The organism is Candidatus Planktophila sp. (genome assembly GCF_036734405.1).
Taxonomy (GTDB): domain Bacteria; phylum Actinomycetota; class Actinomycetes; order Nanopelagicales; family Nanopelagicaceae; genus Planktophila.
In genome coordinates, this window is the sequence record NZ_DAIMYR010000002.1 from 265,353 (window position 1) to 289,505 (window position 24,153).

At 46.8% G+C, this 24,153-nt stretch carries 25 protein-coding genes; 23 read left to right on the top strand and 2 right to left on the bottom strand.

Going from position 1 to position 24,153, the window contains the following annotated elements; all coding sequences use genetic code 11:
- The first annotated feature begins 3 nt into the window (after positions 1-3).
- Genes pdxT through AC9UC2_RS03515 form a run of 8 tightly spaced genes read left to right on the top strand, consistent with a single transcriptional unit; the run spans position 4 to position 8,396 of the window.
- Positions 4-600 (top strand): pyridoxal 5'-phosphate synthase glutaminase subunit PdxT, encoded by a 597-nt coding sequence (gene pdxT / locus AC9UC2_RS03480; protein ID WP_509525281.1) that lies wholly within the window; start codon positions 4-6, stop codon positions 598-600.
- A gap of 45 nt (positions 601-645) precedes the next feature.
- Positions 646-1,398 carry a YebC/PmpR family DNA-binding transcriptional regulator gene (locus AC9UC2_RS03485; protein ID WP_509525283.1) on the top strand — a complete coding sequence of 251 codons (753 nt, stop codon included), beginning with the start codon at positions 646-648 and terminating at the stop codon, positions 1,396-1,398.
- Between the two features lie 60 nt (positions 1,399-1,458).
- Positions 1,459-1,998, top strand: coding sequence for a crossover junction endodeoxyribonuclease RuvC (gene ruvC / locus AC9UC2_RS03490; protein ID WP_509525284.1), 540 nt, complete (start codon positions 1,459-1,461; stop codon positions 1,996-1,998).
- The gene (ruvA, locus tag AC9UC2_RS03495; protein ID WP_509525285.1) at positions 1,995-2,609 is read left to right on the top strand and encodes a Holliday junction branch migration protein RuvA; all 615 of its coding nucleotides are present in this window, start codon (positions 1,995-1,997) and stop codon (positions 2,607-2,609) included. The genes ruvC and ruvA overlap by 4 nt, the downstream gene beginning before the upstream one ends.
- Positions 2,602-3,642, top strand: a complete 1,041-nt coding sequence (ruvB, locus tag AC9UC2_RS03500; protein ID WP_509525287.1) for a Holliday junction branch migration DNA helicase RuvB — start codon at positions 2,602-2,604, stop codon at positions 3,640-3,642. Before ruvA ends, ruvB begins: the two co-directional genes overlap by 8 nt.
- A gap of 11 nt (positions 3,643-3,653) precedes the next feature.
- Positions 3,654-5,165: a protein translocase subunit SecD gene (gene secD / locus AC9UC2_RS03505; protein ID WP_509525288.1), complete on the top strand. Its 1,512-nt coding sequence runs from the start codon at positions 3,654-3,656 to the stop codon at positions 5,163-5,165.
- A gap of 1 nt (position 5,166) precedes the next feature.
- Positions 5,167-6,225 carry a protein translocase subunit SecF gene (secF, locus tag AC9UC2_RS03510; protein WP_509525290.1) on the top strand — a complete coding sequence of 353 codons (1,059 nt, stop codon included), beginning with the start codon at positions 5,167-5,169 and terminating at the stop codon, positions 6,223-6,225.
- Positions 6,226-6,233: 8 nt separating this feature from the next.
- On the top strand, positions 6,234-8,396 hold the full coding sequence (locus AC9UC2_RS03515; RefSeq protein ID WP_509525291.1) for a RelA/SpoT family protein: 2,163 nt from the start codon (positions 6,234-6,236) through the stop codon (positions 8,394-8,396).
- Between the two features lie 9 nt (positions 8,397-8,405).
- Here the strand turns inward: AC9UC2_RS03515 and AC9UC2_RS03520 are convergent, their stop codons facing one another.
- Positions 8,406-9,704, bottom strand: coding sequence for a DUF349 domain-containing protein (locus AC9UC2_RS03520; RefSeq protein WP_509525293.1), 1,299 nt, complete (start codon positions 9,702-9,704; stop codon positions 8,406-8,408).
- Between the two features lie 207 nt (positions 9,705-9,911).
- Here AC9UC2_RS03520 and AC9UC2_RS03525 point away from each other — a divergent pair, with 207 nt between their 5' ends.
- The 15 genes from AC9UC2_RS03525 to nusB all read left to right on the top strand — a co-directional run bounded on the left by AC9UC2_RS03525 (position 9,912) and on the right by nusB (position 23,590).
- Positions 9,912-10,547 carry an MBL fold metallo-hydrolase gene (locus AC9UC2_RS03525; RefSeq protein ID WP_509525456.1) on the top strand — a complete coding sequence of 212 codons (636 nt, stop codon included), beginning with the start codon at positions 9,912-9,914 and terminating at the stop codon, positions 10,545-10,547.
- Positions 10,547-11,803 (top strand): histidine--tRNA ligase, encoded by a 1,257-nt coding sequence (hisS, locus tag AC9UC2_RS03530; protein ID WP_509525295.1) that lies wholly within the window; start codon positions 10,547-10,549, stop codon positions 11,801-11,803. Before AC9UC2_RS03525 ends, hisS begins: the two co-directional genes overlap by 1 nt.
- A 14-nt stretch (positions 11,804-11,817) precedes the next feature.
- Positions 11,818-13,572 (top strand): aspartate--tRNA ligase, encoded by a 1,755-nt coding sequence (aspS, locus tag AC9UC2_RS03535; RefSeq protein ID WP_509525297.1) that lies wholly within the window; start codon positions 11,818-11,820, stop codon positions 13,570-13,572.
- Positions 13,573-13,593: 21 nt separating this feature from the next.
- Positions 13,594-13,959 carry a DUF948 domain-containing protein gene (locus AC9UC2_RS03540; protein ID WP_509525299.1) on the top strand — a complete coding sequence of 122 codons (366 nt, stop codon included), beginning with the start codon at positions 13,594-13,596 and terminating at the stop codon, positions 13,957-13,959.
- 9 nt (positions 13,960-13,968) lie between these two features.
- Entirely contained in the window at positions 13,969-16,641 is a 2,673-nt protein-coding gene (gene alaS, locus AC9UC2_RS03545; RefSeq protein ID WP_509525300.1) for an alanine--tRNA ligase, read from the top strand.
- Positions 16,642-16,644: 3 nt separating this feature from the next.
- On the top strand, positions 16,645-17,067 hold the full coding sequence (ruvX, locus tag AC9UC2_RS03550; protein WP_509525301.1) for a Holliday junction resolvase RuvX: 423 nt from the start codon (positions 16,645-16,647) through the stop codon (positions 17,065-17,067).
- Positions 17,067-18,086, top strand: coding sequence for an endolytic transglycosylase MltG (gene mltG, locus AC9UC2_RS03555; RefSeq protein ID WP_509525303.1), 1,020 nt, complete (start codon positions 17,067-17,069; stop codon positions 18,084-18,086). The genes ruvX and mltG overlap by 1 nt, the downstream gene beginning before the upstream one ends.
- A complete protein-coding gene (locus AC9UC2_RS03560; RefSeq protein WP_509525304.1) occupies positions 18,083-18,880 on the top strand; it encodes a shikimate dehydrogenase in 798 nt (265 codons plus the stop codon). Before mltG ends, AC9UC2_RS03560 begins: the two co-directional genes overlap by 4 nt.
- 46 nt (positions 18,881-18,926) lie before the next feature.
- Complete coding sequence (locus tag AC9UC2_RS03565; RefSeq protein ID WP_509525305.1) at positions 18,927-19,325, top strand: prepilin peptidase; 399 nt, start codon at positions 18,927-18,929, stop codon at positions 19,323-19,325.
- Between the two features lie 28 nt (positions 19,326-19,353).
- On the top strand, positions 19,354-20,535 hold the full coding sequence (gene aroC, locus AC9UC2_RS03570; protein WP_509525306.1) for a chorismate synthase: 1,182 nt from the start codon (positions 19,354-19,356) through the stop codon (positions 20,533-20,535).
- Positions 20,536-20,542: 7 nt separating this feature from the next.
- Entirely contained in the window at positions 20,543-21,046 is a 504-nt protein-coding gene (locus AC9UC2_RS03575) for a shikimate kinase (RefSeq protein WP_509525307.1), read from the top strand.
- Positions 21,043-22,098 (top strand): 3-dehydroquinate synthase, encoded by a 1,056-nt coding sequence (gene aroB / locus AC9UC2_RS03580; RefSeq protein WP_509525309.1) that lies wholly within the window; start codon positions 21,043-21,045, stop codon positions 22,096-22,098. The genes AC9UC2_RS03575 and aroB overlap by 4 nt, the downstream gene beginning before the upstream one ends.
- Positions 22,095-22,529: a type II 3-dehydroquinate dehydratase gene (locus tag AC9UC2_RS03585; RefSeq protein ID WP_509525311.1), complete on the top strand. Its 435-nt coding sequence runs from the start codon at positions 22,095-22,097 to the stop codon at positions 22,527-22,529. Before aroB ends, AC9UC2_RS03585 begins: the two co-directional genes overlap by 4 nt.
- 78 nt (positions 22,530-22,607) lie before the next feature.
- The gene (gene efp / locus AC9UC2_RS03590; protein ID WP_509525312.1) at positions 22,608-23,168 is read left to right on the top strand and encodes an elongation factor P; all 561 of its coding nucleotides are present in this window, start codon (positions 22,608-22,610) and stop codon (positions 23,166-23,168) included.
- Positions 23,168-23,590, top strand: a complete 423-nt coding sequence (nusB, locus tag AC9UC2_RS03595) for a transcription antitermination factor NusB (protein WP_509525313.1) — start codon at positions 23,168-23,170, stop codon at positions 23,588-23,590. The genes efp and nusB overlap by 1 nt, the downstream gene beginning before the upstream one ends.
- On the opposite strand, the gene AC9UC2_RS03600 is transcribed toward nusB, so the two are convergent.
- Positions 23,577-24,041 carry a helix-turn-helix domain-containing protein gene (locus AC9UC2_RS03600; RefSeq protein WP_509525314.1) on the bottom strand — a complete coding sequence of 155 codons (465 nt, stop codon included), beginning with the start codon at positions 24,039-24,041 and terminating at the stop codon, positions 23,577-23,579. The two genes, nusB and AC9UC2_RS03600, sit on opposite strands and share 14 nt — an antisense overlap.
- Positions 24,042-24,153: the final 112 nt, after the last annotated feature.

Below are 24,153 nucleotides of genomic sequence, written 5' to 3' on the forward strand. Positions count from 1 at the left end.
TCAATGAAGGTTGGCGTTTTAGCTTTACAGGGTGATGTCCGCGAGCACATCGAATCATTGCTAGCGTGTGGAGTTGAAGCAGTTGCTGTCAGACGCGCGCAAGAAATCGATGAGATTGATGCCCTCGTTTTACCGGGGGGAGAGTCAACGACAATCGCGCAATTGGCCGAGGTTTTTGGCATCTTTGATTTGCTCAAGAGCAAGATAAAAAACGGAATGCCAGTGTATGGCTCATGCGCTGGAATGATTTTGTTAGCCGATGAAATTCTTGATGCAAAAGCTGGTCAAAAGAGTTTTGGTGGATTAGACATCACTGTTAGACGCAATGCTTTCGGACGCCAAGTTGATTCATTTGAATCAGATATTGCATTCGAGGATGGTTCGCCTGAATTGATTCGGGCGGTCTTCATTCGAGCTCCATGGGTCGAAAAAGTTGCGGGATCAGTTCAGGTTTTGGCAACAGTTGATACACATCCCGTTGCCGTTCGTTCAGAAACTGCACTTGCAACATCATTCCATCCTGAATTAACTGGTGATCATCGAATCCATCGCTATTTTATCGAGCAAGTAGCCCGTCCAGCACTTCACAAGGTAAAGTAGTCCACGACGAAAAAAGTTTGATCTTTATTTAGGTGAGGTGAATCCATGTCAGGCCATTCCAAATGGGCTACGACAAAGCACAAAAAGGCGATCATTGATAGCCGTCGCGCCAAAGTATTTGCTAAGCAAATTCGTGCTATTGAAGTTGCCGCTCGAAATGGTGGTGCTGATATGGATGGCAACCCAACATTATTTGATGCAGTGGCCAAAGCTAAGAAATCATCTATGCCCGCCGACAACATCGATCGTGCAATCAAACGTGGTGCAGGATTAGAAGCTGGCGCAAAAGACTGGATCACCATCATGTACGAGGGTTATGGTCCAAATGGCGTTGCAATCATGATCGAGTGTCTATCAGATAACCGAAACCGTTCGGCATCTGAAGTTAAGGTCGCAGTTACTCGCAACGGTGGATCAATGGCAGATCTGGGATCGGTTTCCTACTTGTTCAATCGCAAAGGTGTTGTCATCGTCAAGAAGGATGGAACTCTGACCGAAGATTCAATTCTGGAAGCAGTCCTAGAAGCAGGTGCTGAGGAAGTAAACGATCTCGGTGAAGCCTTTGAGATTGTGAGTGAACCGGTTGATTTGGTTCCGGTACGAACCGCCTTGCAGAGCGCCGGCATTGACTATGAATCAGCTGATTCTTCATTCCTTCCGTCAATGTCCATACCTTTGGATGCCGAAGGTGCAAAGAAGGTTTTTGAGTTAATTGATGCAATTGAAGAACTTGATGATGTGCAGAATGTTTATAGTAATTTTGATGTTTCTGATGAAGTTATGGCGAGCCTCGATTAGAGCTTCGTGCAATAACCTTAGGCTTTAACTTTGACATATTGAGAAAGCACGAGGCGGGCAATGAGAGTTTTGGGTGTTGACCCAGGTTTAACTCGTTGCGGTGTGGGTATCGTCGATGGTGCCGTGGGTTCACCTCTTTCACTTGTCGAAGTCGGTGTCATCTTGACGCCAGTTGATGCGCCTCTGGAACAACGCCTTTTAGATTTGGATCAACAATTATCACAATGGATAAATGTGTGGAAGCCAGATGTAATCGCAGTTGAACGAGTCTTTTCACAACACAATGTGCGAACCGTGATGGGTACCGGGCAAGCTGCAGGAGTTGCATTGCTATTGGCAGCAAAGGCAGGAATCCCAGTCATGATGCACACGCCATCTGAAGTTAAAGCATCGGTTACTGGCAATGGTCGCGCAAACAAAGCCCAAGTAGCAATGATGGTCCAGAAGATTCTTAACCTTGATTCGATTCCAAAGCCAGTGGATGCAACAGATGCTTTGGCTCTTGCTATTTGTAACATTTGGCGTGGTGGCGGAAACACCCGACTGGCACAAGCTGTTACCGCAGAGCAATCACGACTTAAGAAATTGAGATCACGATGATTTCTCTTTTGAACGGAACCGTACGATCAATACAAAGTGATCGTTTAGTCGTTGAAGTTGGTGGCTTCGGTTTAAGTGTTTTAGTCACACCTTTAACAACTACTCAAGTAACTCTGGGTTCGCAGGTGCAACTATTTACCTCACTGGTGGTGCGTGAAGATTCCTTAACGCTTTTCGGATTTGTCAACGAAGAATCTCGCAGCTTGTTTGAACTAGTTCAAACAGTTTCAGGCATTGGACCTAAAGTGGCACTGTCGATTCTGGGAGCGCTTACTCCAGAAGATCTTGGTCGCGCTATTTCGCAAGAAGATATTGGTGTAATTGAAAAAGTACCTGGGATCGGACGAAAAGGCGCGCAGCGCATGATCTTGGAGCTCAAAGGAAAGCTGAGCGATTTGTCTCATGTTCAGCAATACAAGGGGCATCAGCCCGCTTGGAGAGAACAGTTATCAAGTGCTTTAGTTTCACTAGGTTTTTCACCGAGAGAATCCGATAATGCGATTTCTGCAGTTGTTTCCGGGCTACAAGCAGATGGAATCGATGCAGCAAGTGTTGAACTAAGTGATCTACTAAAGCGCACCTTAGCTAGTGGGAAGAGTTCACGTGGCTGATGATCGTTTAGTTGCTCCGCACATAAAAAGTGAAGAGTCTGCACTAGAGCATGCATTGCGTCCAAAGTCCCTATCTGACTTCATTGGTCAGCATCGAGTACGTGAACAAATTGATGTTTTGTTGACAGCGGCACGAAACCGTAATTCGCCAGCCGATCATATTTTGCTCTCGGGTCCTCCTGGGTTAGGTAAAACAACGCTTGCCTTAATTCTTGCCAGTGAAATGAATGCTCCGATTCGGATCACAAGTGGTCCCGCAATTACTCATGCGGGTGATTTAGCTGCCATCTTGTCATCATTAGTAGAAGGTGAAATTCTCTTTTTAGATGAGATTCATAGGTTGCCAAGACCTGCCGAAGAGTTGCTCTATTTGGCCATGGAGGATTTTCGTGTAGATGTAATTGTTGGAAAAGGACCTGGCGCGACGGCAATTCCATTGCAACTTCCACATTTCACATTGGTAGGTGCCACTACTCGGGCCGGTCTTTTGCCAAGTCCCTTACGTGATCGTTTTGGTTTCACGGCGCACTTAGATTTTTATGAAGAAAGCGATATTGCGCAGGTAATTTCTCGTAGTTCAGAGTTGTTGAAGATTTCAATCGATAAGGATGCGGTTTTGGAAGTCGCGGGAAGATCTCGGGGGACACCTCGAATCGCGAATCGACTTCTGCGACGTGTTCGTGACTATGCGCAAGTACAAGGTGCATCGACTATTGCATTGACCCAGGCCAAAGCTGCATTAGAGATGTATGAAGTTGATCAGCTCGGGTTGGATCGTTTGGATCGTGCGGTCTTAGTAGCGTTAATCGAGCGATTCAATGGTGGTCCCGTTGGACTTTCTACCTTGGCTATTGCGGTGGGTGAGGAGACCGAAACCGTAGAGTCGGTGGCTGAACCGTTTTTAGTGCGCAATGGCTTCATGGCCCGAACCCCGCGTGGACGGGTAGCAACCGCTCAAGGTTGGCGCCATATAGGACGAACGCCACCTGCTGAAATCTCTACGCTTTTCGACTTACCCGCATCTGACCTCTAGACTCTGCCCCTATGTCTACAACAACGAAACCAATAAAGACCAGCTCACGACCTGGCCGAACTTTGGCGATTCTTGGCCTAATCCTCGTATCGATGATCGGTCTAGTTTTCCTTCAAGATTCCAAGAGTCTGCAGTTAGGTTTGGATCTACGAGGCGGTACATCGGTCACGCTGCAACCTCGAATCGCACCAGGTCAAGAAGGCAGTGTTACAAGTGAGGCAATCGATCAGGCGGTTTCAATTATTCGCCAACGTGTTGACTCATTAGGTGTTGTTGAATCAGAAGTAACTTCACAAGGAACGGGTACAAATCGTCAGATTGTTATCTCGGTACCTGGTGACACTGGTAGACGAGTTGTTGATTTGGTTGGACAGACTGCAGAACTTCGTTTCCGCCAGGTGCTTGCATCTGGTTCAGGAATTCCAGCAGCTGGTGATGCGGGGGCAACTCCTGCAGCTGGTGTAAGCGCGGCAGACAATGCAAAGTTCGCAGCTCTTGATTGCACAAAGCCAGAGAATTTACAGGGTAACGGCGCAGATGATGCCAATTCTGTTTTGGTAACGTGTGATCGTGCAGGTGGAACAAAATACATTTTGGCCCCAGCAGAAGTTTTAGGTCGTCAAGTCTCAAAGGCCTCAGCCGGGCTAGACACTCAGGCCGGCAGCGCATGGTTTGTAAGTCTCACCTTTGATAACGAAGGAACATCTGCTTTCGGTGCTTTGACAGCAAGAGTTACCTCTTTGCCGGAACCAACAAATCAGGTAGCAATTGTTCTCGATGGTTTAGTTGTCTCATCACCAAGAATTAATGAAGCAATTCCTTCCGGTAATGCGCAAATCACAGGAAGCTTCACGCAACTTGAGGCTCAAGATCTTGCTAATGTTTTGAAATATGGTGCACTCCCACTTGCATTTGATCGTGGAGAAGTACAGCAAGTTTCCCCAACACTTGGTGCCGATCAACTTAACGCTGGTGTGCTAGCAGCAGGTTTGGGTATGTTATTGGTGGTAATTTTCACGCTCTTGTATTACCGAGCTCTAGGACTTGTGACCGTGGGTTCATTGGCTGTGGCAGCAATCATGTTGTACGCACTGATCTTGCTCATGGGTCAATGGATTGGATTCACGCTAACGCTAGCCGGAATCGCTGGTGCGATTACCGCGATTGGTGTTACGGCAGACTCATTTATTGTTTACTTTGAACGCGTAAAGGATGAGATGCGAGAAGGCAGATCATTGCGAACCGCTGCTGAAACTGGATGGATACGAGCACGTCGTACAATCCTGATTGCAGACTTTGTGTCGTTAATTGCCGCAGTACTTCTGTATGTCTTCTCTGTAGGCGGAGTTCGTGGTTTCGCATTTACGCTTGGACTAACAACATTGATCGACTTAATCATTATCTTCCTATTCACCAAGCCAGCACTTGTATTGATTTCTCGAATGAAGTTCTTCAACTCAGGTCATCCTCTCTCAGGCTTCTCGCCTAAGAGTCTGGGGCTAGTCATTGCGAAGGAGGCATAAAGTGTCAAAGGTTTCAGGTTTAGGTGGTCGCCTCTATCGTGGTGAGACATCTGTTAATTTCATCGGTCGTCGCCGTCGTTGGTACGCCCTGTCTGGTTTCTTCGTTCTGCTATCAATTGGAGCGCTAGCGGTTCAAGGTCTAACTCTAGGAATTGAATTCAAGGGTGGCTCTTCATTTACAGTAAATACACCAAACCCATCGGTGGCTCTTGCAAGAGAAGCAGCTGAAGAGGCAGGAGTTCCTGGCGAAGCTATTGTCCAACTTGTGGGAGATGACAAGGTTCGCGTTCAAACACAAGCCCTAGAACCTGCATTAAACAATGCGGTTCAGGATGCTTTAGCGGCCAAGTTCTCTGTCAATCTGGCATCAATTGATGTTCAGATCATCGGTCCTTCATGGGGTAAGGAAATCACTCGTAAAGCACTCTACGGTCTCTTCGGCTTCTTATTAGTTGTAATGATTTATCTTGCAATGGCACTAGAACCAAAGATGGCTGTTGCGGCAATCATTGCGGTTATGCATGACGTTTTCATTACTGTTGGAATCTATGCACTTGTAGGTTTCGATGTAACACCAGCAACCGTAATTGGATTCTTAACTATCTTGGGTTACTCGTTGTATGACACGGTGGTGGTCTTTGACAGGGTTCGAGATAATACGAAAGCTATTTCGGCGGTATCGACCAAGACTTACTCTCAAGCGGTAAACCTTGCTGTTAATCAGACAATCGTTCGTTCTGCAAACACTTCTATCGTTGCAATTCTGCCTGTGGCAGCAATTTTGTTCGTAGGAGCTGGCTTACTTGGCGCGGGAACGCTTAAGGATCTATCACTGTCATTGTTCATTGGATTGATTGTTGGAACTTACTCATCGATCTTTATTGCGCCAGCAATCTTGGCTCAACTTCGTGAGAAGGAGCCAGCAATGCAGGCCCTTGCCAAGCGAGTTGAAGCACGCGGGTCTGCATCAGCAACTGCTTCAGTTGCAGGGGTCGCACCTGTTGCAGCTGTTAATGGTCGCGGTCCTCGCAACCAACCAAAGCGCAAAGGTCGTAAGTAGGGTCTCTTGTGGATACTTTGATAGCACCACTAGTTAGTGCTCTCAAAGAAAACCATGCCTCAGTAAATGAGGCCGATGTTTCTCGTGCATTTGAAGTCGCACGAGATGCCCACGCTGGCCAATTGCGCAAATCTGGTGAGCCTTACATAACTCACCCTGTAGCAGTTGCTGAAATCCTGGCCCACCTTGGTCTGAATCCAGCAACGATCATTGCCGCCTTGTTGCATGACACAGTTGAAGACACCGAGTATTCATCAACACAACTTCGCCATGATTTTGGGGACGAGATAGCCAATTTGGTTGATGGCGTTACCAAGTTAGACAAGCTGTCCTATGGCCCGACTGCAGAAGCTGAAACCGTTCGCAAGATGGTTATTGCAATGTCCAGAGATATCCGTGTCTTGGTTATTAAATTAGCTGATCGTTTACACAATGCGAGAACCTGGAAGTACGTTTCTGAAGAGAGTGCGCTGCGTAAGGCTCGTGAAACTTTGGACATCTACGCACCTCTTGCCCATCGCCTGGGAATGAATGCGATGAAATGGGAACTCGAGGATCTTTCCTTCGAAGTTTTAGAACCAAAAAAGTTTGAAGAAATTTCGCGATTAGTTGCAGAGCGTTCGCCATCTAGAGATAAATTAACTGAAGAGGTAATTGCATCAGTTAAAGAGGATTTGTTACGGGATGCGATAGATGCAACTGTTACGGGTCGAAAGAAGCACTTCTTTTCGGTCTATCAAAAGATGGTTGTGCGTGGTCGCGAGTTCAATGATATTTATGACTTGGTAGGTATCCGAGTATTAGTTAATGATGTTCGTGATTGTTACGGCGTTCTCGGCTCGATCCACGCCCGCTGGAGTCCGGTTCCTGGCCGCTTTAAAGATTACATTGCGATGCCTAAATTCAATTTGTACCAGTCGCTTCATACGACAGTAATTGGACCTAACGGTAAAGCGATTGAAATCCAGATTCGTACTTACGATATGCATGCACGAGCTGAATTTGGTATTGCTGCTCACTGGAAATACAAACAGGGACCAGAAAATAGTGATTCTTCTCCAGAAATGTTGTGGCTTCGTCAGTTACATGAATGGCAGAAAGAAACTGAAGACCCTTCTGAATTCTTGGAAGCGTTGCGATTTGATTTAGGTTCCCCAGAAGTTTTCGTCTTCACACCTAAAGGCAGTGTCGTTGCCTTGCCCGGCGGCTCAACACCTGTCGACTTTGCTTTTTCTGTTCACACCGATGTTGGGCTTAGATGCGCTGGCGCAAAAGTAAATGGTCGTTTGGTTCCGCTGGAATCTCGCTTAAACAATGGAGATGTCGTCGAGATTGTCACTAATAAAAGTGAGAACGCAGGGCCAAGTAGGGATTGGTTGAACTTTGTTAAGAGTCCTCGTGCGCGCTCGAAGATTAAGGCTTGGTTTAGCAAGGAGCGACGCGAAGAAGCAATTGATGCTGGTCGCGAATCTATAGCTCGCCAAATGCGAAAAGCGGGACTGCCTTTGCAAAAGATATTTGCAGGACATTCACTTCTTGAACTCGCTCATGATCTTCGTTATTCAGACATTGATGGTCTGTATTCAGCCGTCGGTGATGGTCATGTTTCAGCAGCTTCCATTATCGACAAGCTAGTTGCATCAATGGGGGCAGAGGATTCTCATCCAGAGCCAACTATGGATGTGTTGCCTAATCGCGCGCCAACAACCAGGCGATCCAGCAATGCCATTGATGTTGAAGGCACCGATGATGTTTTGGTAAAACTCGCTCGCTGTTGTACGCCGGTGCCGGGTGATTTGATCATGGGATTTATTACAAAGGGGAGCGGAGTATCAATTCACCGTTCCGATTGCACCAATGCATCAGATCTGCAGAGCCATCAGGCCGATCGTGTAGTCAAAGTTAAGTGGCGCACTGGAGCCGCTTCGATCTTCTTGGTAAACATCCAAGTAGAAGCGCTAGATCGTGCTTCATTGCTGGCCGATGTAACCAGAACATTGTCCGAGCAACATGTAAACATTTTGAGTGCGTCTGTAAGCACATCAAAAGATCGCACAGCTTTTTCACGCTTTACTTTTGAAATGGCAGATGCAACACATCTAGATGCAGTTCTGGCAGCGGTGCGCGGCATCGAAGGTGTTTACGATGTGTATCGAACAACGAACAACTAAATCTTGTCGTTAGTTGAACTCTGAAAGACCCTTTTCCGCCTCTGCTAACCACACCTTACGTGCAGCTGCAGATTCAGCAGCTTCAGTTGCCTTCTTTGTGTTGCCAGTTGCAGCAAACTTAGCTGCAGCCTTTTCATAGTTAGCGATTGACTCGGTGAGCTGTGCAACAACTTCTTGCGCGCGCTTCTTTGCGGCCGGATCAGTCTTGCGCCAAATTTCAGCTTCTGCTTCCTTAATTGTGGATTCAACCTTGGCTACGCGAGCATCAAGTGCTGCGCGCTTATCCCTATGGGTCATGCCGATCTTTTCCCAAGAGCGCTGCAGTTCATTTAGAGCCTTGCGAGCCTCTTTAACATCTGTAATAGGTAGCAACGCTTCCATAAGCGGAACGATTTCCTCGCGCTTTGCAAGGTTTGCAGCCATTGTCACATCGCGCTTTTCAAGATCAGCATTCTTTGCGGTAAAGAACTGATCTTGGGCTGCTTTAAATCGTGACCACAGTTTTGCATCATCATTCTTCTTGCCACGTCCTGCAGCTTTCCACTGATCCATCAGGACCTTAAAGCGCTTAGCAGTAGGAACCCATTCAGTAGAAGTTGCTAGCTTTTCAGCCTCTTCGACAATCTTCTTCTTGGCATCTGCAACTACTGATTGCGTAGCTTCAAGGGATGCAAAGTGGGTACGACGTCGCTTATCGAACTTGTTGCGAGATGAAGAAAAACGCTTCCAAAGATCGGCGTCGGCCTTCTTTTCTAAACGTGGCGCTGCTTTCCATTCATCAAGTAAAACCTTGAGACGGTCACCAGTTGATTTCCAACTCTCGGAAAGTGCTAGTGATTCGGCTTCAGCAACAATTTTTTCCTTTTCGACAAGAATCTGTTCGCGACGAGCGGCTTTTGCTGCTGTTTCAGCAGCCTTCTTAGCTTCATACGCTTCGCGATGTCCCTCAATAAGTGGCTCGATTTGTTCAACTGATGCGGCCAATGCATCCAGGTCACCGACACCATTTAACTCCTTCACTTGCTCACGCAATTTCTTAACTGCGGCGTAAGCATCGGATGGAACCATAGCTCCACTCTTGATGCGTGCAGCAAGTAAGGCAACTTCGGCTGCAAGAACTTCAAACTTTCGAACAAAGTAAGCAAGTGCTTCCTCTGCGGTTTTTCCTGGATACGACCCAACGGCTTTTTCACCATGAGCTGTTCTTACAAAAACTGTTCCATCTTCTGCTACTCGACCAAATGCTGAAGGATCTCCGATTAACGCACTTGCAGCGCTACCCTGTGGTGGGAAATTCATATCTGTCATGAGAGTGATCCTTTCAGCGCGTTACCTTATGTAAGGCTCGCTATGTGTGGGTGCGATGCTTAGAAGATTTGGGCCCTCTAAGCGTGGGTCGAGTGTGGATTGGTAGGGCAAAAGGTACCCTGTCTCATGGTGTGAGCGTCAATCGCGCCAAAATTGAGCGTGAATGAGGGGGTGCCGGGTTTGTTGATTGACTCTTTTGCCGCCCCAATGTTTGCAACCAATTGCTGGGTCTTGGCGAGTGAGCCTGGCAGCGAATGCGTCGTCATCGACCCGGGTATGCCAGATGTGAGCGCTCAATTAGATGAAATCCTTCAACGCCATAATCTGAAACCGGTAGCCGTCATTGCGACACATGGACATTTAGATCATACATTTTCTATTCAACCAATCGCTGATGGATATGAAATCCCGACCTACATTCATAGCGAAGATCGTGCTTATCTTTCTGCACCTGAAAAGATTCTCGGCCCCGAGTTTGCCGCAACTGTTTCGGCGATGAATTTTGCTGAACCCGCACAGGTGCGTGAACTACGTAATGGCGAAGTGATTGATTTGGTGGGACTTTCCTTCAGGGCAATTCACGCACCGGGACATACGCGCGGGTCTCTAATGTTTGAGGTTTCGGATCAAGTATTGGTCAGCGGGGATGTGCTCTTTGCTGGTTCGATAGGACGTACCGATCTACCGACTGGATCAAGTAAAGATATGGATGAAACATTGCGTAAAAAAGTGATTCCGTTGTCAGATCATCTTGAGGTATTGCCAGGTCACGGCCCACGAACTTCTATGTCATATGAGAAAAAGAACAATCCGTATCTAAAAAGTCTGGTGGGAAAATACTGATGTCTCAACAAAAAATCGCTGCTCCTAAAGGCGTCAGTGAATACACACCTCCTCGTTCGAGTTCCTTTGAATTCGTTCGTGAGTTCTTGATCGCACCTGCGCGACTTGCGGGGTATCAATTGATCGAACTTCCAGTTTTTGAAGATACAGATTTGTTTAAGCGGGGAGTTGGCGAGTCAACGGATGTAGTTTCTAAAGAAATGTACACCTTTGAAGATCGTGGTGGACGTTCAATCACATTGCGACCTGAAGGAACTGCTGGTGTAATGCGCGCAGTCATTGAACACGGATTGGATCGTGGCCAGTTACCAGTAAAAGTTTGGTACTCAGGTCAGTTCTTTAGAGCTGAACGTCCTCAAGCCGGCCGTTATCGTCAGTTCTATCAAGTTGGAATTGAAGCAATAGGTCTAGATGATCCAGCCATTGATGCAGAAGTAATTGCTATTGCTGATGCTGGCTTCAAGGCACTTGGACTAAAGAAGTATCGTTTGGACATCACATCGTTAGGCGATGCCGCATCAAGGGCAGCACACAGAGTTGAACTGCTTAAGTTTATTTCGACACTGGAATTGGATGAAGCTACCGCCGCACGTGCGGCCATTAATCCACTCAGACTTTTCGACGATAAGCGTGAGGAAATGAAAAAAGCGATGGCGGGTGCGCCATTGCTGATGGATTATTTGAATGACTCTTCCCGTGCACATTTCGACCAAGTTGTGGGGTACTTAGAGGCGCTAAATATTTCTTACACGCTTAATCCACGAATGGTGCGCGGATTGGATTACTACACCGGGACTACTTTTGAATTTGTTCACGAGTTACTAGGAGCTCAATCCGGAATCGGTGGAGGCGGCCGTTATGACGGCCTCATGGAGCAATTAGGCGGACAATCGCTGTCGGGAATCGGTTTCGGTCTGGGCGTGGATCGAGCCTTACTTGCTGCTGAAGCAGAAGAAGTAATTGGTTCGGATTCATTTGTATCTGATCTGTTCATTGTTCCGCTGGGTGAGAGTGCAAAACTGCAGGCACTCACGATTGCAACATCTTTGCGTGCTAGAGGAAAGAGAGTTGAGATCGCCTTTGGTGATCGCGCCCTCAAAGGTGCGATGAAGGGCGCCGATAAAAGCGGTGCGACTTACGTGATTGTGCTTGGTGATGCCGAGATCTCAAGCGGAACTGTCGAGTTAAAAGAGATGAAATCTGGCACTGGAACCTCGGTTAAGATTGATTCATTGTTCGAAGCTCTCAAAAAGTAGAATTAGGAAGCAAAATGTTGCGTTCACATGAAGCTGGGTCATTGCGTAAATCCAACGCAGGACAGACTGTCACTCTGGCTGGCTGGGTTTCACGCCGTCGAGATCATGGTGGTGTCGCTTTCATTGATTTGCGTGATGCATCAGGTTCAGTTCAAGTAGTTATACGCGACGAAAAAGTTGCCGGATCACTTCGCGCAGAATGGTGCTTACTAATAACTGGCGAGGTCGTTGCTCGCCCAGCTGGTAATGAGAATACGAATATTCCTACTGGTGAGATCGAAGTTATGGGTGACACTGTTGTGGTTCTTTCTGAAGCCGCACCACTGCCATTTCCAGTAGATAGTGGCGATGACACTGATATTAATGAAGAAGTCCGCTTGCGCTATCGCTACTTGGATCTTCGTCGTGAAAAACCTGCGCAGAATCTAAGACTTCGCTCCAAGGTGACTTCGACTATTCGCCGTGTCATGGAAGATGAAAAGTTTCTAGAAATCGAAACACCTTACTTAACCCGTTCCACACCTGAAGGTGCTCGAGACTTCCTTGTGCCAGTGCGTTTACAACCTGGCTCTTGGTACGCACTTCCTCAGTCACCACAGTTGTTCAAGCAGCTTTTGATGGTGGCTGGAATGGAAAAGTATTATCAGATTGCTCGTTGTTTCCGAGATGAGGATTTCCGCGCCGATCGTCAGCCAGAGTTCACACAACTAGACATTGAAATGTCGTTCATTGATCAAGAGGACATCTTGGCTGTTGCTGAAAAGATTGTTGCGCAAGTATGGAAGGAAGCGGTCAACTACAACATTCCGCTTCCACTGAAGCGAATGACATATGCCGATGCAATGACTAATTACGGTTCCGACAAGCCAGATCTTCGTTTCGATAACCAACTCGTAGATCTCACTTCATTCTTTGCACAAACCCCATTTCGCGTCTTTCAGGCACCATATGTAGGCGCGGTTGTTATGCCAGGGGGAGCATCATCTGCTCGTCGTGAACTTGATGCTTGGCAAGATTGGGCTAAAGCTCGTGGCGCAAAGGGGCTGGCTTACATTTTGGTTAATGAGGATGGAACTCTTGGTGGCCCTGTTTCTAAGAATATTTCTGAGCAAGAAACCGCTGGAATCGTTGCAGCAGCTGGTGCAAAAGTCGGGGATGCGATTTTCTTCGCAGCAGGAGAGCGCGCCGCATCGCTTAATCTTTTGGGAGCGGTTCGCTTAGAGATTGGAAAGCGTTGCAACTTGATCCCTGATGGTCAGTGGGAGTTTTTGTGGGTTGTAGATGCGCCGATGTTCGAACCAACTGACAACGGAGGATGGACCGCAGTTCACCACCCATTTACTGGACCAAAACCAGAATACGCAGCGACTTTTAAATCCGATCCAGCATCTGCTTTGGCCTATGCATACGACATCGTTCTCAACGGAACTGAATTAGGTGGTGGCTCGATTCGTATCCACGACCGCAATATTCAGAAAGATGTTTTCTCTGTTATTGGTTTAACTGATGAGGAAGCGTCAAGTAAGTTTGGTTTCTTGTTAGAAGCTTTCAATTATGGTCCGCCTCCACATGGTGGAATCGCGTTAGGACTAGATCGAGTCTGTGCATTATTAACGGGCTCAGATTCAATTAGAGAAGTTATTGCTTTTCCAAAGACTGCAAGTGGTGGAGACCCGTTAACCGGTGCTCCAACACCAATCACGCCCGCTCAGCGAAAAGAGAGCGGAATTGATTGGGTGCCACAGCCTAAAAACCCACAGGGTAGTTAAGGGTTCAGGTAGGCTAACAACATGGGTCCAGGTGGAATTGCAACAATAATCGCGGCATCATCGCTAGCTGTCATTGCTATCGCGATTGCTTATGCCGTCATCCGTGTAGGTCGCTTGATTGACGAAGCTAGCGCCTCGCTCAAGACCCTTACCGAAGAGACCGCACCTTTAATCGATGAGGTACACACAACAGTAACTCTGGTTAACGGACCCCTGCATAGCATCAATCGAGTGAGCAAAAATATTGAAGAGATGAGCGAAAAGGTAAACGAAGCAACGCAAGGATTCATGAACAAGAATGGTTCAGCAGTCAAGGTTGCGGGAGCCCTTATTTCAGCGGCACAGAAGAATAAGGATCGTTCCAAGAAAAAGAAGAAGGCTGAGTGATCTTAACTAGTGGAATCCGCCGAGATCCGTTCGCGCTGGCTGCGCTTTTTTGAATCTGACAACCGTCAAGGGTTAACCCATACAGTTGTTCCTTCGGCTTCTTTGATTGCCGATGATCCAAATCTTTTACTTGTTAACGCTGGAATGGTTCCATTCAAGCCTTACTTTTTGGGTGAAGTAACCGCGCCATACAAGCGAGCAACTTCTGTGCAAAAGTGTGTTCGTACTTTAGATATTGATGAAGTTGGCAAGACAACTCGACATGCTTCATTTTTCCAAATGTGTGGCAATTTCTCATTCGGAGATTATTTTAAAGAGGGTGCCATTGCCCTTGCTTGGGAACTATTGACTCGACCAATTGCTGATGGTGGTTACGGATTTCCTGAAGAAAAGTTGTGGGTAACTGTTTATCTAGATGATGATGAAGCTGCCGATATTTGGCATAAACAAATCGGTGTGCCAAAGGAACGTATCCAGCGTCGTGACATGGCGGATAATTTTTGGTCTATGGGTGTTCCTGGCCCATGCGGTCCTTGCTCAGAAATTTACTACGACCGCGGTCCTGCTTATGGAGTTGAAGGCGGACCAATCGCGGATGAAAATCGTTACCTTGAAGTATGGAACTTGGTTTTCATGCAGAATGAACGCGGAGCAGGCGGCGGTAAAGCTGGGTACCCAATTCTTGGTGAATTGCCTGCCAAGAGTATTGATACCGGTTTGGGTCTAGAGCGAACCGCAGCACTTTTGCAGGGCGTTGAGAACATTTATGAGATTGATACGACAATTCAGATTCTAAATCGTGCCTCTGAATTAACTGGTGTGAAGTACGGCGCATCTGAAAAATCCGATGTATCCCTTCGCGTCATTGCAGACCACGCTCGAACATCGGCAATGCTGATTGGTGATGGAGTCACACCAGGAAACGAAGGTCGAGGCTATGTTCTTCGCAGAATGATGCGTCGAACCATTCGAAATATGCGCCTTCTTGGTTCTATGGATCCAATCATGTCTGAACTTACTATCGCGGCAATCGGTGCAATGGGCCCTCAGTACCCTGAACTAGTTTCAGATAAGAAAAGAATTTTGGCAGTTAGCGCCTCGGAAGAGGAAAGCTTTTTGCAGACTCTAAAGAGTGGTACGCAGATCTTTGATGTTTCTTCAGCGGCGTTGAAGAAGAGCAAAAGTTCAGTATTACCTGGCGAAGATGTTTTCAAGCTGCACGATACGTATGGCTTCCCTTTTGATTTAACTCTTGAAATGGCCCGTGAAGAGGGACTGAGCGTTGACGAAGATGGCTTCCGCCGCCTTATGAAAGAACAGAAAGATCGCGCGAAGGCTGATGCGAAATCAAAGAAGTCCGGCCATACAGATGTGTCGGTCTATCGATCAATTGCTGACAAGAGCGGCAAAACAGAGTTCCTTGGTTATACAAACACAAGTTCTGAATCAAAGTTGACTGGCATCTTGCTTGACGGTGTTGGTGTTTCCTCTGCTACCGAAGGCGACGATGTAGAAATTATCCTGAATCGAACTCCTTTCTATGCCGAAGGGGGAGGACAGTTAGCTGACGGTGGAAGAATCACTCTGAGTTCTGGCGCAGTAATTGAAATTGATGATGTTCAATCGCCGGTACCTGGAGTATCGGTTCACCGTGGTCGAGTTATCAATGGAACTGTCGAAGTCGGTGCTGATGCACTTGCCGAAATTGATTCTGAAAGACGTTCTGCAATTTCAAGAGCGCACACCGCTACCCATATGGTGCACAAAGCATTTAGAGAAGTTCTTGGTGAAACGGCAACTCAAGCAGGTTCAGAAAACTCTCCTGGTCGTTTCCGTTTTGATTTCCCTGCAACTGGCGCAGTCTCTGCCTCAGTTTTGGATGATGTTGAATCACGAGTTAACACTTTGTTGTTAGATAACTTAGAGGTAACCGCTGAAAGCATGTCTCAGGCAAAGGCCAAGGAAATCGGTGCAATGGCTCTGTTTGGCGAAAAATATGGCGATGTTGTGCGAGTCGTAAGCGTTGGCGACTGGGCGCGAGAGCTCTGCGGAGGAACCCACGTTTCCCGTTCTGGTCAGTTGGGTGTTGTAAAACTTTTGGGAGAATCTTCAATTGGTGCCGGAGTTCGACGCGTGGAAGCGCTAGTCGGAGTCGATGCCTATAAGTTTTTAGCTCGCGAACACATTTTGCTGAATTCGCTTACTGAACTGATCAAAGGTTCTAGGACTGAAGAACTACCCGAGCGAATTTCAGATATGTTGAACAAGATGAAAGAGATTGAAAAGGAATTAGTTGCCGTTCGTTCTGCGCAAGCTTTGTCACAAGTTGGCGATCTAGCTAAGGCAGCAACGAAAATAAACGGTCACACATTTATTGGTTCGGTAATGTCGGATGGAATTTCAGGTGATGATCTACGCAAGATTGCAATCGACCTAAGGTCCCAAAACGCAAATTCCGTGGTCGCATTGCTGAGCAATAATGAAGGAAAACCAGTCCTGGTTGTAGCGGTCAGTGATGAGTCACGAGCAGCCGGTGTTAAAGCTGGTGCGCTAGTAAAGATTGGCTCAACTGTTCTAGGTGGTGGCGGTGGTGGTAAAGATGACTTTGCTCAAGGTGGAGGCACTGATGCAGGTAAATCATTAGATGCGATCGCCGCTATCTCGCAATCTCTTATTGGTTAGATGATGCAACGAGGACGTCGAATCGCCTTTGATTATGGTGATGTCCGCATCGGAGTTGCAACAAGTGATGCGGATTCGATCATTTGTTCACCTTTAACAACCTTGAAAGCTTCAGATAAATCTTTACTCAAAGGCATTTCTGAGATATTTCTTGAGATTGAACCTGTTCAGATTTTCGTCGGAAGACCTGCTTTGCTTAGTGGGCAGGACGGTATTGCAACGGATAAAGCGATTGAGTTTGCGCAGCTTTTGCGAGGAATTACTGATGTACAAGTAGTCATGGTTGATGAACGTTTATCTACAGTCACTGCCGCACGTAACTTGCGCGATGCCGGTAGAAACGCGAAAGATTCAAAGAACGCCATCGACATGGCGGCAGCTGTCGCAATTTTAGAGTTTGCCATTGATCTGGAGAAGAGAAAGTGATGCGCGCTATTTCCAGAGTTATCGCCGCAGGTTTGGTGATTGTGGTTTTCACCTTCTCGCTCTTTCTCATGCGCTCACAAACAACGTCGGCTCCTGATTTTGACACCGCCCAATCAGTCCAAGGTTTACCTGAGATCACAGTTGAAATCCCGCAGGGTGCTACGGGATCACAGATTGGCGCGATTCTGGCGCAATCTGGTGTTGTGAAATCTGCTGAGGCTTACTTTCGTGTAGCGGTTGGAGATGTGCGGGCACAAAAAGTCGCACCCGGAAGCCATCGATTAACTGTTGGGATTTCGGCTCGACAAGCACTAGATCAATTGTTAGATCCAGAAAGAATTGCTAGTTTGATTAGAGTTGCCGAGGGTGCTTGGAAGAGTGAAGTTCAGCAAGCTTTTCTAGATTACGGATTTACAAAGCAGCAGGTAAGAAGTGCGTTCTCCGGATTAAAACTTCCGAAAGGTTTTTCAAACAGTGAAGGTTTGATTTTTCCTGCTCAGTATTCCTTTCCGGAAGGAACATCTGCTCAAGTTGCGGCGCAAAGGATGATTGACCGATTTAGTGATGATGCACAAGGTCGTAAGTTGCTACAGGGAACCAGTACATATTCGGCCCAACAACTTTTGACTATCGCTTCAATAATTCAGGCCGAGAGTACGGACGTAGACTTCACGAAGGTTTCTCGAGTCATTTACAATCGTCTAAAAATCGGCATGCCACTACAAATGGATTCGACAGTGCATTTTGTTATGCAAGCACGTGGAGACATTTTCCTCAGTCGCAAAGCCACGATGCTTAATTCGTCGTACAACACCTACCGAAAGTACGGCTTGCCACCAGGGCCTATCTGTAGCCCCGGTTCGGCTGCAATCAAAGCTGCACTTGAACCTATGCAGGGGGACTGGTTGTATTTCATAACTGTTGCTCCTGGCGACACGCGTTTCACCGCCAGTTTTGATGAGTTCAGTGATTGGAAAGTTTTGTATACGAAGAATCGAAAGGCTGGTGCATTTAAGTGATTAATGCAGCGGTTCTAGGCTCGCCGATTGCTCACTCGCTCAGTCCATTGCTTCACGCTTTAGCCTACGAGCAGCTAGGGCTTTCGGCGCGCTACGAGTCTGTTGAAGTCAAAGCAGGAGAGCTAAGTAAGTATTTATCAGCGACTGAAAAGAACTGTCTCTCACTTACGATGCCACTTAAAGAAGAAGCACTTTTGGTTGCGAGTTCAATTTCTGATATCGCTAATCGAATTTCCTGTGGAAACACTCTGTGGTTTAGTGATGGCGCGTGGAAGTTAACAAGTACTGATGTCTCTGGCTTCGACCATTCCTTGAGTGCGCACGGATTAAAACAAATAGATTCGGTCTTAGTTATCGGGGCTGGGGCAACTGCACGTGCAGCGGTCGCTTCAGTGTCACGGATTGCCAAAGAAGTTTCAGTGATTAGCCGTAACCCCGAGCGTGAATCAGCGATGAATCAAGCAAGCTTTGTTGATGTTACCTACTTGCCTTGGCAGCTCACTGATCGGATAAATTCTTTCGACTTGGTAATCAATACAACCCCGAAATTTGCAGCGGAATTCTTTCTTCCATCAATTGATACTCCACGTGGAACTTTCTTCGAGGTTTTGTACAACCCTTGGCCAACTGCGATATCTAAATTTTGGTCTGATTCACATGCACCAGTCATAGATGGTTTGGATCTTTTGACCCATCAAGCAATAACTCAGGTCGAAATTTTCGCCGGTATCAAGGTCGAGCGAGAAGTTCTCTACCAGAAAATGCGTGAAGCAGCTTTATCAAAACTGGCTTAATCCACAGGTAACGCTCTTGTGTGAAGGAGCTGGATAAAGTCATCGTATGTGGCTTCCTTTTCTTGTTCTGGCCATTCCAATTTCCTTGGCAGATTTGAAATCCTTAACGATTCCAAATGTGTACTTAGTAATGCTTTCGCTGCTCTGCGCCCCGTATGTGTTCTTCAACGGCCTTGGACAAATTTCTACAATTCTTGTAGCACTCTTCATCCTATTAATGCTCAACTTGCTTGGTTTAGGAATGGGGGATGCAAAACTTTTATTGATCATCCTGCTTACTCTCAACTCGGATGGTTACAGCGATCTAACTCTTCTAGCTGTATTGATCATTCTCAGCGCTTCACTGCACGTAATGTGGAGAACCCTTAAGAATCAGACCTTACCCCGAAGAATTCCGTTGGCTCCCAGCATCTTTGTGGGCTTGGCACTTTATTTGGCGACCTAGTAGCCCGCTTATCTGTCACAATAGGAACATGCGTTGGTTAACTGCTGGAGAATCACATGGGCAAGCGCTCAGTGCGATCGTTGAAGGTATTCCTGCCTCTGTCACCGTAACAACCTCTCACATTGATTATCACTTGCAGCGACGACGCTTAGGTGTGGGACGTGGAGCACGTCAAAATTTTGAAGCTGACAAGGTCACAATTCTTGGAGGCGTGCGTTTGGGCCTAACACAAGGTGGACCGATTGCGATTCAAGTTGGGAATTCGGAATGGCCAAAGTGGGAAAAAGTAATGTCTGCCGACCCAGTTCCAGAGGAAGAGATTAAAGATCTCGCTCGAAATGCACCCTTAACCAGGCCACGACCAGGCCACGCTGATCTTGTAGGAATGCAGAAGTACAACTTTGATGATGCCCGACCAATTTTGGAAAGAGCGAGTGCGCGTGAAACAGCGGCCCGAGTTGCACTAGGAGCTGTCGCTCGAAACTTTCTTGAGCAAAGTGTTGGAATTACGATTCTTAGTCATGTTCTTTCCATTGGTTCGGTTCGCGTGCCCGATGGTTCTGCCTTACCTAATGCTGGGGACATGAAGTTAATTGATGAAGATCCAGTTCGCTGCGCCGATGCGCAAACTAGTCAGGCAATGATCGCTGAGATCGAACAGGCACATCGTGATGGTGACACATTAGGTGGAGTGGTTGAGGTTCTAGCTTTTAATATGCCACCAGGTTTGGGCTCTCATGTTCATTGGGACCGTCGTCTAGATTCAAAATTGGCTGGCGCAGTGATGGGTATCCAAGCAATCAAAGGCGTTGAAATCGGCGATGGTTTCCAAACTGCAGCGCGTCGTGGGTCCGTTGCACATGATGAGATTGAAAAGAATTCCCAAGGGGCAATCGTTCGTCGTACCGATAGAGCTGGCGGTACTGAAGGCGGTATGTCTAATGGAGAAATCCTAAGAGTAAGAGCCGCCATGAAACCTATTTCAACAGTACCCAAGGCGTTAGATACGATTGATGTATCAACTGGTGAAGCAGCCAAAGCAATTAATCAACGCTCTGATGTTTGCGCAGTACCTGCAGCAGGAGTTGTCGCAGAAGCCATGGTTGCACTTGTTCTAGCTGAAGCGGTCTTGGAGAAGTTCGGTGGAGATTCAGTTACAGAAACTCGTCGTAACTTTGAATCATACATCTCGAGCTTAAATTTCAAGTAAGTCAGCTATGAATCGCATACTTTTGATTGGCCCTCCTGGAGCAGGTAAGAGCACGGTTGGAGTAGCGCTAGCCAAGGATTTACAAATCGACTTCATTGATACGGATCAGTTGATCGAGGAAGAAACCGGAAAGTCAATTACCGACATTTTTGTTGTAGATGGTGAGCCACATTTTCGTTTGATCGAGTTAGAAACCCTAAGGGGCGTACTGACTCGTCAAGCTGGTGTGATAAGTCTTGGCGGGGGAGCACCAATTTCAGAGCAAGCTCAGAGCGAGATAAAGAATTCAGAATCGCACGTCGTTTTTCTAGATGTTTCTTTAGCCACAGCTGCTCCTCGAGTTGGCTTCAACCGAGATCGTCCATTGCTCTTGGGAAATCCACGCGCACAGTGGCAGGCCCTTAGTGACAAACGACGTCCCATCTACGAGAACCTTGCAAGTGATTGCATTAAAGTTGACGACATGAGTGTTGATCAAATTGTCGCTGAGATTAAGAAGAAGCTCGCATGAAAAACATCAACGTCACCGCTGAGCGCGATTACACTGTGTCGATTGGTGGACAATGGGAATCTTTACTGATTCCGTTGATTCAAGAAAGAACACGTGTAGCGGTAATCATTTCATCTAGTTATTCACCAGATCTCACCGCTTTACAATCACTTGATTGCGAACTTCATGTTTTTACAGTTGCAGATGGTGAAGAAGCTAAAAGCACCGCAACTTTGCTTAATCTGTGGAATTGGCTGGGCGCGGCTGGTTTTACCCGCTCGGATCTAATCGTCGGAATAGGCGGTGGCGCAATCACGGATCTGACGGGGTTTGCCGCAGCAACTTGGTTGCGTGGTATTGATTGGATAGCCGTTCCTACATCTTTGGCTGGAATGGTGGATGCAGCTGTAGGTGGAAAAACAGGAATAAATTCAGATTACGGAAAGAATCTGATTGGTTCTTTCCACTCACCAATTTCAGTGATTGTTGATGTTGATTTTCTAGGAACACTTTCGCCAAGAGACGTTTCAGCCGGAATGGCAGAAGTCATTAAATGCGGATTTATATCTGATCCTCAGATTTTGAAGTTAGCTTCTGAGAATTCAACTCAAACTCTTCTTTCAAATCGTGATGTACTTATTGAAATTATCGCTCGAGCGATATCAGTTAAAGCATCTGTCGTTTCTTCAGATTTCAAAGAAAGCTTTGCTCGCGAAGCGCTTAATTACGGCCATACCTTGGGTCATGCCATAGAAATTCACGCGCAGTATCAGTTGCGCCATGGTGAAGCGGTTTCGGTAGGTATGGTTTTTGTCGCGGAATTAGCCGCAGCTCGTGGATTGATAGATGAAGCCACAGTAACCATGCATCGCGATTTGTTAAAAAGGTACGACTTACCAATTACCTTTGATCGCCAAGCATGGTCGAAGTTATTGCCGTTGCTTTCCTTGGACAAGAAAGCCAGGGGTAATACCCTTCGTTTTGTCGTCTTAGATGGCATAGGGTCAACAAAGCGTTTAGAAGATGTTACTTCCAACGAACTCGATGCTGCTTATGAGATGATTTCCTCATGAAGATCTTGGTAATCAATGGTCCAAATCTTTCACGTTTAGACATTCGAGATTCTTCAATCTACGGTGATCTCAATTATGCCGAGTTAAAGAACCTGATCGACATTGCAGCGACAAAGCACGGCTTTGAAGCAGATGTACGACAAAGTGATGATGAAGCAACAATCATTGGTTGGCTACATGAGGCCGCTGACAATAAGACTCCGGTGATTATTAACCCTGCAGCCTTTACACATTATTCATATGCGATTCGCGATGCGGCTGAGCTCGTTAAAGCGCCACTGATCGAAGTTCACTTATCTAATCCATTGAGCCGAGAAGAATTCCGTCATACCTCTGTTATTTCAGGAGTGGCCAATGGAACTATCGGAGGTTTCGGTCCGAATTCCTATGTTTTGGCCATCATTGCTCTAGCAAATCTGCTTTCAAAGTAACAAAGCACACCCACGGAGCGGGTATCCTTTAACCTTCGTAAAAGTAAACACAATCGATACAGAGCGGGTGGATGAGCTGTGGCAACAACAAATGATTTGAAAAACGGAATGACCTTGGACATCGAAGGCCAATTGTGGACAGTAGTTGAGTTCCAGCATGTGAAGCCAGGTAAGGGTCCCGCATTTGTGCGCACAAAGCTCAAGTCAGTTCTAAGCGGCAAGGTTGTAGATAGAACGTACAACGCTGGTGTGAAAGTAGATGTTGCAATTCTAGAAAAGCGTGAAATGCAATACCTCTATAAAGAGGGCGATGATTTTGTTTTCATGGACACCAAAACCTATGACCAGATGACAATTAGCGCAGCCACTGTTGGAGATGCTGCCAATTACATGCTTGAAAATACTGAGGCCATCGTGGCAGTTAACGAAGGTAACCCTTTATACATCGAGCTAGCCGCATCTGTTCCCTTGAAGATTACTTACACCGAACCAGGTATTCAGGGCGATCGTTCTTCTGGTGGTACAAAGCCAGCAACAGTGGAAACTGGAATTGAAATTCAAGTTCCATTATTTATCAAGCAGGACGAGATTGTTTTGGTTGATACACGTGATGGGTCTTATCAGGGTCGCGCTAACTAGTGTCAGCTCGCAGCAAAGCGCGTAAACAAGCGCTAGATCTTTTGTATGAAAGTGATATTCGCGGGAGCGATCTCGTAGAGACTTTGCGCTCTAGGGATGTTCCAGATGAGGGTCCTGACGCCCGCCCAATACGCGAATACACCAAGGAGTTAGTTCACGGAGTTTCTGATAATCGCCGCAAGATTGATGAACTGATTACAACCTACGCCCAGGGGTGGGATATGGACCGTCTGCCTGCGGTGGATCGAAACATCCTAAGGTTAGGAATTTACGAGATTCTTTGGGCGACAGAAGTGCCAATCAGTGTTGCGATTGATGAGTCCCTTGCACTTGCTAAAGAGTTATCCAGCGATGATTCATCAAAGTATATTCATGGCGTTTTAGGACGAATCGCAAGCATTAGAGACACTATTTCAATTTAGTAAGTGCAAAGTTCTGCAAGAAAACTCCGACTTCTTCTTCGGTGAAATTTGCAAAGATCTGCAGCAGGTGAAGATCACTACTTCGAAGTGAGATTACTTCACCATTCCAGTCATGCCGCATGTGGGCTATGCGTTGAATAATTTTCAAGGGCGCCTCTGAGGTCGATTCTGTACTTCGGGAGAGCTTGCGTATATCGATTATTACGCGGCCCGCAGAGATTCCTTTTTCTGGTGGTGATAGAAGTTCGGCGACCGGAACACCATAGAGTTCTGCTATCTCAATCAACTTCTCGGTACTGATGGATCGATCGCCCCGCTCATACGACCCCAATGCGATTGCAGAGATGGAGCCTTTGCTCTGTTTGGATACTTGGCTAAGGGTTAAGCCTTTTGACCTTCGAACCGCCCGTAGTCGTAATTGCAGCGCCGCTAACGTGATTTCTTTGCTCATGCAGGCAGGGTATAAAGCTTCGGCTCGACACTTTTTGGTTATCCACAGTTGATTCAGATCGGTGCTAGTATCGCGCCTGCATCCTTTAACGACCCATCCAGAGAGGTGGGAA

Excerpts from the sequence above, each read along its gene's own strand:
- pdxT (WP_509525281.1), top strand. The coding sequence starts at position 4 with ATGAAGGTTGGCGTTTTAGCTTTACAGGGTGATGTCCGCGAGCACATC.
- AC9UC2_RS03485 (WP_509525283.1), top strand. The coding sequence starts at position 646 with ATGTCAGGCCATTCCAAATGGGCTACGACAAAGCACAAAAAGGCGATC.
- ruvC (WP_509525284.1), top strand. The coding sequence starts at position 1,459 with ATGAGAGTTTTGGGTGTTGACCCAGGTTTAACTCGTTGCGGTGTGGGT.
- ruvA (WP_509525285.1), top strand. The coding sequence starts at position 1,995 with ATGATTTCTCTTTTGAACGGAACCGTACGATCAATACAAAGTGATCGT.
- secD (WP_509525288.1), top strand. The coding sequence starts at position 3,654 with ATGTCTACAACAACGAAACCAATAAAGACCAGCTCACGACCTGGCCGA.
- AC9UC2_RS03520 (WP_509525293.1), bottom strand. The coding sequence starts at position 9,704 with ATGACAGATATGAATTTCCCACCACAGGGTAGCGCTGCAAGTGCGTTA.
- AC9UC2_RS03525 (WP_509525456.1), top strand. The coding sequence starts at position 9,912 with ATGTTTGCAACCAATTGCTGGGTCTTGGCGAGTGAGCCTGGCAGCGAA.
- hisS (WP_509525295.1), top strand. The coding sequence starts at position 10,547 with ATGTCTCAACAAAAAATCGCTGCTCCTAAAGGCGTCAGTGAATACACA.
- aspS (WP_509525297.1), top strand. The coding sequence starts at position 11,818 with ATGTTGCGTTCACATGAAGCTGGGTCATTGCGTAAATCCAACGCAGGA.
- AC9UC2_RS03540 (WP_509525299.1), top strand. The coding sequence starts at position 13,594 with ATGGGTCCAGGTGGAATTGCAACAATAATCGCGGCATCATCGCTAGCT.
- ruvX (WP_509525301.1), top strand. The coding sequence starts at position 16,645 with ATGCAACGAGGACGTCGAATCGCCTTTGATTATGGTGATGTCCGCATC.
- mltG (WP_509525303.1), top strand. The coding sequence starts at position 17,067 with ATGCGCGCTATTTCCAGAGTTATCGCCGCAGGTTTGGTGATTGTGGTT.
- AC9UC2_RS03565 (WP_509525305.1), top strand. The coding sequence starts at position 18,927 with ATGTGGCTTCCTTTTCTTGTTCTGGCCATTCCAATTTCCTTGGCAGAT.
- aroC (WP_509525306.1), top strand. The coding sequence starts at position 19,354 with ATGCGTTGGTTAACTGCTGGAGAATCACATGGGCAAGCGCTCAGTGCG.
- AC9UC2_RS03575 (WP_509525307.1), top strand. The coding sequence starts at position 20,543 with ATGAATCGCATACTTTTGATTGGCCCTCCTGGAGCAGGTAAGAGCACG.
- aroB (WP_509525309.1), top strand. The coding sequence starts at position 21,043 with ATGAAAAACATCAACGTCACCGCTGAGCGCGATTACACTGTGTCGATT.
- AC9UC2_RS03585 (WP_509525311.1), top strand. The coding sequence starts at position 22,095 with ATGAAGATCTTGGTAATCAATGGTCCAAATCTTTCACGTTTAGACATT.
- AC9UC2_RS03600 (WP_509525314.1), bottom strand. The coding sequence starts at position 24,041 with ATGAGCAAAGAAATCACGTTAGCGGCGCTGCAATTACGACTACGGGCG.